The organism is Caulobacter sp. UNC279MFTsu5.1 (assembly GCF_900114015.1).
GTDB lineage: Bacteria > Pseudomonadota > Alphaproteobacteria > Caulobacterales > Caulobacteraceae > Caulobacter.
The window spans coordinates 126,617-135,580 of sequence record NZ_FORN01000012.1 but is presented as its reverse complement, the minus strand read 5'-3'; the positions used below and the strand labels follow the sequence as shown (position 1 = coordinate 135,580).

Genomic DNA, 8,964 nt, shown 5'->3' with positions numbered 1-8,964 from the left:
AGTAACCGTTTCGACGAAGCCCGAACGCTCCGCGCGACCGTTATCCGCAAGGCCGGGGCGCGCGGGCCTTTTCCGCCCTTCACCCCACCCGGTGTGTTCCCCGCTGGATCTGTGCACCGCTTGATTTTCAGAGGCGGGAGTGAGCCGAACCAGGACCGGAGCGAACCCCACGACGGGCGGAGCCTTCCAGCGAAGACCCCGATGGGCGAGCTTACGTCCCTCGCCCTCTGTTTCAGTCTCTCTCCAGCCAAAGCCGGAAAGGACCCCGCTCGATCGCCCCTCGCCGCCGCAACTGGTCGCTGGCCATGCGCCCTTTCCCTGCGTCGAGGTGAGTCAAGGATACGGGTGGTCTGGAAGGCGGGGACAGATTGAGGTCGAGAAAGTTCAGGGCGTTGAAATTCCGAGACCTTGTCCGCTATCCGCCGAGCATAAAACCTCAAACTCCGCTCATCCCGGCGAACGCCGGGACCCAGATGGAATGGCGGTGTGGCTGACGCCAAGAGCTCTGAGCGCATCCAATCCACCACCCAGCTTTGGGATCTGGGTCCCGGCGTTCGCCGGGATGAGCGGGTCAAAAATCGAGGATCTCACCTCCCCCCTCGCCCGCCCCGACCGCCCCTCGGCGGCCAGGCCGCGCCCTGAAATCCATGGTGGCGAGCCTGCTCTGGGGTCTGACCGTGTCAAGGACGACGCTCCGCGTCGCCGCGACGCGGTCGCCGGAGGCGATCCTTGACACGGTCAGACCCCAGAGCTCCCCTTCCACCAAGGGTTTCAGGACGTGGCGTCATCCGCTGAGGGGCGGATGGCTATCCTTTAAAAGTCCGCCCACCTACTCGTCGGCGGCTTCAGCTCGGCGCCGCAAGGCGCGTAGTCCAGGGCGATTGAATTTAAGCTTCGTCCCTCCAGGGCCAAGCTCTGCTTCGGCAGCAAAATTAAACAGAGACCCGACTGCGGCTAGCGAACTTTCCTGAGGATCCTTAGCTTCCGACCGCGCAAAGAGGCTCCGAGTTACGCCCTGGACCCATTCAGCCGGTATTTCCACCGGCTCCTGTTCACCATCTCTGCGTTGGGCCTCTAGGACGGTTTCGATGACCCAGCTAGCGCGATCCACGTCGTATAGATACCGCTCCAAATCGCGCTCGGCCCGCAGATCATCGTCATGCATTTGGCGCAGGAAGTTGAGCAGATAGGCGGCGCTACCGACAGCCCCAAGCGTCAGAAGGGCTAACCGCCCCACAATTGTATAGAATGCAGGCCCAAAGGGTTGGGCTTGACGGATCATTGTCGAAACTTCTTGACTGTTGACAACGGTCAGCCATGCGAGCAGCAAGAATAGAGTGACCGAGACCGTTAGAATCGTGCCCCGATAGAGGCTGGTGTTACGAGATACTGGCGGTCGTCCCTGTCGAGCCTTAACCTCAGTAGTAATCGCGACGCGTGTTTCGCGACGCGCGTGGGTGTGGCTACGATCGTCGATCTCCTTCTTGCGTGCTGCAAGTTCGGCCTCTTGGTCGGACAGCTGCCGTCTTACCTCGTCAGCCTGTGCTTCCAAAGATGCCTTCTGAGCTATAGCGCGCTCATCATTAGCACGCGCTTGAGCTGCGAGCTCATCCTCACGTTTCTGTCTAGCTGCTTCAGCTTCGAGTATAATTTTATGATGAAGCTGTGATAGGTCCGCTAGTTGTCTAGCATAAATGTCAGAAAAATCTCTAGGTGCTTTAGAGGGTTTTTCGACTTTCAATATCTCTTGGCGATATGATTCGACCACATCGGCGATAATCAGTGCAATTTTGGCGGAAACTTGTTGATGATCATGTCGAAAAACAAATACCTCAGCTTCGAAGTTCGATACTTCGACGAGATTCTGCTGGCCGAACCGCGTGATGGCCCGATGAAAGCCCACACGTGCGTTGTCAACGTTCAGATATGCGGAGGTGATGATCCTCCCGCTTCCCCAATCGCGTTCTGTCCCATTGCGGGCGTCTTGTGCAGTTCGAAAACTGCCAAGAGACGGTCCGCCTACATGGATCGAGAAGTTCGTATCGAACTTGCCGGCTAACGCTTCAAGCAAGACCAACAAGCGTTGATCGTCCGGCGAAGCAATTCTGTAGGTGTTGATCGCTTGCTGCTGCGACATGAGGCCCTCCGCGACTCAACCGATAAGGCAAAGCTTGTTCGATGCAAGTGCGATGGTGAGCGTAAGGGTAAGTCCCCACGACCATACAGTCTCGGTTGGCTTTGTTTCTGGAGCGGGTCAGCCTCGGAATTACGAACCCCCTACTCCGCCGCCCCGGCCTCCCCCGCCCCCTCGTACGCCGCCATCATCGCCATATTCAGGATCTTCGACACCGACGCGCTCAACGGTGCGATCTGCACCGACTTGCTCAGCCCCAGCAGCACCGGCCCGATCACCGTCGCGCCGCCCAGCGACTGCACCAGCTTGGTGGCGATCGAGGCCGAGTGGATGGCCGGCATGACCAGGATGTTGGCGCTGTCGGTCAGGCGCATGAACGGGTAGTTGGCGCGCTTTTCCGGGTCCAGGGCCAGTTCGGGCGGCATTTCGCCTTCGTATTCGAAGTCGACGTCCATCTCGTCGAGCATGGCCACCGCCTCGCGCACCTTGTCGGAGCGCTCGCCCATCGGGTTGCCGAAGGTGGAATAGCTCATGAAGGCCACGCGCGGCTTGAAGCCCAGGCGCTTGACGGCGCGGGCCGCCTCGCAGGCGATCTCGACCAGCTCGTCGGCGTCGGGCAGCTCGGTGACGTTGGTGTCGGCCACGAAGACCGTGCGGCCCTTGGCCAGGACGACGGACATGCCCATGATCCGGCCGCCGGGGGCCGGGTCGACGACGCGCAGCACCTCCTCCAGGGCCTGGTCGAAGGCGCGGGTGACGCCGGTGACCATGCCGTCGGCCTCGCCCAGGGTGACCATCGAGGCGGCGAAGCTGTTGCGGTCCTGGTTGATCAGCCGCTGGACGTCGCGCTTCAGATAGCCCTGGCGCTGCAGGCGCTTGTAGAGGGCGTCGACATAGTCGGGGTTGCGGTCGCTGAGCCGGGCGTTGTGAATCTCCAGCTCGACGGTCTCGGGATCGAGGCCGACGACGCGCATGTTCTCCTTCACCAGGTGCTCGCGGCCGCAGAGGATGGCCTTGCCGTAGCCGCCGGTCTGGAAGGCGTAGGCGGCGCGGATCACCGACGGCTCCTCGCCCTCGGCGAACACGATGGTCTTGGGGTTGGCCAGGACCGCGCCGCTGATCTTCTGCAGGAAGCCGGCGGTGGGGTCCAGGCGTTGGGCCAGGCTGGCGCGGTAGGCGTCCATGTCGGCGATGGGCCGGCGGGCCACGCCGGTGTCCATGGCCGCCTGGGCCACGAACGGCGGCACGTACCAGATCAGCCGCGGGTCGAAGGCCGAGGGGATGATGTACTGCGGGCCGAACTTCAGCTGGCGGCCGTGATAGGCGGCGGCGACCTCGTCGGGCACGTCCTCGCGGGCCAGCATGGCCAGGGCGTTGGCGCAGGCGATCTTCATCTCGTAATTGACCCGCCGGGCCCGCACGTCCAGGGCGCCGCGGAAGATGTAGGGGAAGCCCAGGACGTTGTTGACCTGGTTGGGATAGTCGCTGCGGCCGGTGCCCATGATCGCGTCCTTGCGGATGCGGTGCACCTCCTCCGGGGTGATCTCCGGGTCGGGATTGGCCATGGCGAAGATCACCGGGTTGGGGGCCATGCTGGCGATCATCTCGGGCGTGAAGGCGCCCTTGGCCGAGAGGCCCAGCAGCACGTCGGCGCCGGCCACGGCCTCGGCCAGGGTGCGCTTGTCGGTCTTGACCGCGTGGGCGCTCTTCCACTGGTTCATGCCCTCGGTGCGGCCCTCGTAGAGCACGCCCTTGCTGTCGACGGCGATGACGTTGTCGGGCCGCACGCCCATGGCCTTGATCAGCTCCAGCGAGGCGATGCCGGCCGCGCCGGGGCCGTTGAGCACGACCTTGACGTCCTCGATCTTCTTGCCGGTGATGTGGCAGGCGTTGATCAGGCCGGCGGCGCAGATGATCGCCGTGCCGTGCTGGTCGTCGTGGAACACCGGGATGTCGAGCAGCTCCTGCAGCTCGGTCTCGATGCGGAAGCATTCGGGGCTCTTGATGTCCTCCAGATTGATGCCGCCGAACGTGACGCCGATGTTCTTGACCACCGTGATGATCTCGTCGGCGTCCTTGGAGCTGATCTCGATGTCGATGGAGTCGACGTCGCCGAAGCGCTTGAACAGGACGGACTTGCCCTCCATCACCGGCTTGGAGGCCAGGGCGCCCAGGTCGCCGAGGCCGAGGATCGCGGTGCCGTTGCTGATCACCGCCACCAGGTTGCCCTTGGAGGTGTAGTCGTAGGCGGCGTCCGGGTCCTTGGCGATGGCGTGGACCGGCACGGCGACGCCGGGGGAGTAGGCCAGGGAAAGGTCGCGCTGGGTGGCCATCGGCTTGGTGGCGACGACGCCGATCTTCCCGGGGGTCGGATAGCGGTGGAAGTTCAGCGCTTCCTCGTCCGTGAAGGTCTTCTTTTCCGCGTCGCTCATGGCGCGTTTCCCCTGTCCTGCTGTCTTGCAAGTCACACGTGATGGAGGCGCCGAACGATGCGACGCGTCCTTATGGGGCGCACCGTAGCGACCGGGCGGGGTCGTCACAACCTCGGGCGCCTGAAGTTTTTCGACGCAAACGCTTGTTCTGCTTGGGATTGGACCTGTCCAGCGTTGTCATTGGGCCGCTGTTTTCCTTGACCTGAGGGGGCGGGTCGGGAGACTACCGCCCGCGCCGTCCCCGGGAGATCGCCTTGAGCCAGAACGACTTAGCCGCGCCGCCGAGCGTTGAGAAAGGTACCGTTACCATCGCCCTGGCCGGCGCCTTGGGCCGCATGGGCCAGGCCCTGGCCAAGACCCTGGCCGGGCGGACCGACGCGGTGGTCGTGGCGCGGTTCGACCGGCCGGGCGCGGTCGGCGAGGGCCTGGTCGAGCGCGACGCGGCGCTGAAGGCCGCCGACGTGGCCATCGACTTCACGATTCCCGAGGCCTCCGTGGCCCTGGCCGAGGCCGCCGCCGCCAACGGCGGCCCCGCCCTGGTGATCGGCTCGACCGGCTTTTCCGACGAGCAGAACGCCCGCATCGCCGCGGCGGCGACCAAGGTGGCGATCGTCAAGTCGGGCAACTATTCGCTGGGCGTCAACATGCTGATGGGCCTGGTGCGCCAGACCGCCGCCGCCTTGCCCGCCGCCGACTGGGACGTCGAGGTCTACGAGGCCCACCACAAGCGCAAGATCGACGCCCCGTCCGGCACCGCCCTGATGCTGGGCCAGGCGGCGGCCGACGGGCGCGGCGTGGGCCTGGGCCAGGTGGCCGACCGCGGCCGCGACGGCATGACCGGCCCGCGCAAGGCAGGGGCCATCGGCTTCTCGGTGGTGCGCGGCGGCGGGATCATCGGCGAGCACAGCGTGATCTTCGCCGGCGAGGAGGAGGTGCTGACCCTGTCGCACTCGGCCACCGACCGGGGGCTGTTCGCGCGGGGGGCCGTCGCCGCCGCCTTGTGGGTCAAGGGCCGGCCGCCGGGGCTCTACGACATGCAGGACGTGCTGGGTTTCGAAAACTAAGGCCTAACAATCGCCGCAGCTTGCGGCATTGTGCCCCCCGATGGCCGAGCCCACACCGCCAGAGCCCCAGAACGACGCCAAGCCGTCCGCACCCGCCCGGCCCCGCCGCGCGGCGCTGGTCGACGCCGGCCTGGAGGCGATGAGCCTGGCCGCCCTGGCCTTCGTGGCCATCGGCTTTTCGGCCTATGCCGGCCGCCGCGAGATCAGCCGCGAGCTGGCCCTGGCGTGGTTGAACGACCAGGGGATCGAGGCGACCCTGGACCTGGACGACCTGGACGCCACCGGCTTCGCCGGCGCGATCCGCCTGGGCCCGAAGAACGCCCCGGTGTTCTCGGCCGAGCGGATCGAGGTGGCCTACGACCTGGCCTCCCCCTGGACCGGCGGCAAGTTCGCGCTGAACACCCGGGCCGTGCGGCTGGTGCGGCCGCGGGTCAACGCCCGGCTGGACGCGAACGGCCTGAACTTCGGGACCCTGCAGCCGCTGATCGACCGGGCGCTGAAGTCGCCGACCGAACCGGCCGCGCCGGGGCCGGCGATCCTGATCGAGGACGCCCGGGTGCTGCTGCGCACCCCCGGCGGCCCGGCCCGGATGACCGGCGACGCCAGCCTGGACGACGGCAAGCTGCTGCGCTTCGACGGCCGGCTGGCGGCCATGCGCTACGCGACGCCGGGCCTGTCGTTCGAGGCCGACGGCGCCCTGGTCAAGGCCCGCAAGCGCGGCGACCGCCTGACCGTCGACGTCCAGCTGGGCCTGAAGACCTTCAGCGCCGGCCAGCTGGACCTGACCGAGGCGCAGGGGACCCTGCAGGCCGACCTGACCTATCCGGACCTCAAGCAGCTGTCGATGGTCGGCCCGGCCGAGGCCCGGCTGGCCCTGAAGGCCCGGGGCGCCGAGGTCGAGGCCGCCAGCCTGGGCGGGCTGGAGGCCAATCTGGCGGTGTCGGGCCTGCTGAGCGGCGATTTCCAGCGCGGCGGCCTGACCGGCAAGACGACGCTGCAGGCGCGCGGCGAGCGCCTGACCGCCCAGGGGCTGGACAGCCGCGACGTGGTCGCCGACCTGGACCTGTCGAACCTGGCCCTGACCTATGATCCCGGCGGCGTGCGCGGCTCGGCCCGCACGCGGCTGGCCGCCAACGCCGACCGGGCGGTGGCCGGCGGGGCGGCCCTGTCGCGCGCGGCGCTGGAGGTCCGGTCCTCCAGCCTGACCCTGGTCTCGGACAAGGCGCGAAGCTCGATCAGCGGGCCGCTGTCGGTGGCGGCGGGCAGCGGCCGCGCGGCGATGGGCGGGGTGGTGCTGTCCAGCCTGGCCGCCGACGGCAAGGGCCGGTTCTCGGCCGGGACCGACGGGATCGCCCTGGCCCTGGACGCCCGGGCCGACGCCGACGGGGCCATGACCGGGCCGGACGCCCAGCGCGTGGCCCAGGCCCTGCCCAATCCGGACTACGCCCAGGCCGCCGCCCGGGCCCTGTCGCGGTTCGCGCTCAGCGTCCCGGCCCTGAAGCTGGGGATCACCGGCGGCCAGACGACCCTGTCCCTGCCCCGCCCGGTCGCCCTGACCGCCGCCGACGGCGCCAGGGTCGCGCTGGACGCGCCCGGCGGCCCGCTGGTGGCGGCGCGGGACGGAACGGCCAGTGGCCGGGCGAGCGTCGCCCTGGGCGGCGGCGGCCTGCCCGACATCACCCTGAAGGTCCCCAGCTGGCGCTCGGACGCCTCGGGCCTGACCAGCGACGTGGTCGTGGCCGGGGCCGTGGACGTGCCGCCGTTCCTCGGCGTGGCGGGAACCCTGGCCGGTCGGGTCCAGCTGGCCGGCGGCGGGCTGACGGCGCGCCTGAACGGCTGCACGCCGATGACCGCCCGGGCCATCGCCATGGGCGAGCCGCCGATCAGCCACGTGACCTTCCGGCTGTGCCCGAGCGCCCAGCCCCTGGTCGTCGCCCATGACGGGATCTGGCGGGCCTCGGCCCTGGTCCGGGACGGCGCGGCGCGGGTCAATGTCGCCCAGGCGCGGCTTGAGGGCGTCGAGGCCAGCTTCGTCGGCGGCGGGCGCGGCTTCGACGTCGCCCAGGTCAAGGTCACCGGCGGCCGGGTGGTCGAGGCCTCGACCGAGGGCAAGCGCTTCGAGACCCTGGCCGCGACCGGCGAGGTCGACCTGGCGCGCGGCCAGTGGACCGGCGCCCTGGACGGCAAGACCCTGAACGGCCGCCCGCTGGGCCGGGTCACGATCCGCCACGACGTGGCCAGCGGCCGGGGCCAGGCCGACATCGACGCCTCGAACCTGGTCTTCGCCAAGGGCGGGCTGCAGCCGCTGGAGCTGACGCCGCTGGCCACGGTCGCCCGCGACGCCGAGGGCCCCGCCGCCTTCACCGGCCGCTTCGCCTGGCGCGACGAGGTCATGACCAGCGAGGGCCGGGTCTCGACCCCCGGCCTGGACTTCAAGAGCCCGCTGGGTCCGGCCCACCGGCTGAAGGGCCAGATCGTCTTCGACAGCCTGGCCCCGCTGACCGCCCCGCCCGGCCAGGTCCTGACCCTCGACAGCATCGACGCCGTCGTGCCGATCCAGTCGATCCGGGCCAGTTTCGGCCTCGGCGCCGAGGCCGTGCACCTGCAGGCCACCACCTTCGAGACCTCGGAGGGCAAGATCAGCATCGAGCCGTTCGACGTGCCGCTGGACGGCAAGGGCGCGATGAAGGGCGTGGTCAACATCGCCGGCCTGGACCTGGGCCTGCTGGTCTCCGGCTCGTCCCTGGCCGACAAGGTCAAGGTCGAGGCGACCATCGACGGCCGCCTGCCGTTCGAGGCCAGCCCGGCCGGCTTCCGCTTCGTCGACGGCCGGATCTACGCCACCGGCCCGGGTCGTCTGTCGATCGCCCGCGAGGCGCTGACCGGCGTCGAGGCCGGCCAGGGAACGATCGATCCGAACGACCCGCTGACCGCACCGAAGGCCGTGCCGGTCAACGCCATCCAGGACTTCGCCTACCAGGCCATGGAAAACCTCCATTTCGACACCCTGGAGGCCGGGGTCAGCAGCACCGACAAGGGTCGCCTGGGGATCCTGTTCCACATCAAGGGCGAGCACGACCCCAAGGTCGCCGAAAAGGCCAAGGTCGGCTTGGTGGAGCTGCTGCGCGGCACCGCCTTCCAGCGCCGCATCCCGCTGCCCGCCAAGACGCCGGTCGACCTGACCCTGGATACGTCGCTAAACTTCGACGAGCTTATCGCGGCGGCCAAGCGCGCCTGGGAAGAGGCCCAGGCCCGCGCGGCCGCGTCCCCCGCGACGCCCCCGCCGGCCGCGCCGCGTTCAGATGCGGTTCAGCCTTGAAACCGCAGATTTCCT

Annotated in this window: 4 protein-coding genes; 2 read left to right on the top strand and 2 right to left on the bottom strand. The window is 68.3% G+C overall.

Annotated elements, in window-relative coordinates:
* Nucleotides 1–829: 829 nt before the first annotated feature.
* Both BM066_RS25930 and BM066_RS09495 read right to left on the bottom strand, forming a co-directional pair.
* On the bottom strand, nt 830–2,137 hold the full coding sequence (locus tag BM066_RS25930; RefSeq protein ID WP_143093700.1) for a hypothetical protein: 1,308 nt from the start codon (nt 2,135–2,137) through the stop codon (nt 830–832).
* Between the two features lie 140 nt (nt 2,138–2,277).
* Complete coding sequence (locus BM066_RS09495) at nt 2,278–4,566, bottom strand: NADP-dependent malic enzyme (protein ID WP_089926624.1); 2,289 nt, start codon at nt 4,564–4,566, stop codon at nt 2,278–2,280.
* A gap of 254 nt (nt 4,567–4,820) precedes the next feature.
* Here BM066_RS09495 and dapB point away from each other — a divergent pair, with 254 nt between their 5' ends.
* Nucleotides 4,821–5,630, top strand: coding sequence for a 4-hydroxy-tetrahydrodipicolinate reductase (gene dapB / locus BM066_RS09490; RefSeq protein ID WP_089926622.1), 810 nt, complete (start codon nt 4,821–4,823; stop codon nt 5,628–5,630).
* A gap of 40 nt (nt 5,631–5,670) precedes the next feature.
* Nucleotides 5,671–8,949, top strand: coding sequence for an intermembrane phospholipid transport protein YdbH family protein (locus BM066_RS09485; protein WP_089926619.1), 3,279 nt, complete (start codon nt 5,671–5,673; stop codon nt 8,947–8,949).
* Nucleotides 8,950–8,964 lie beyond the last annotated feature (15 nt).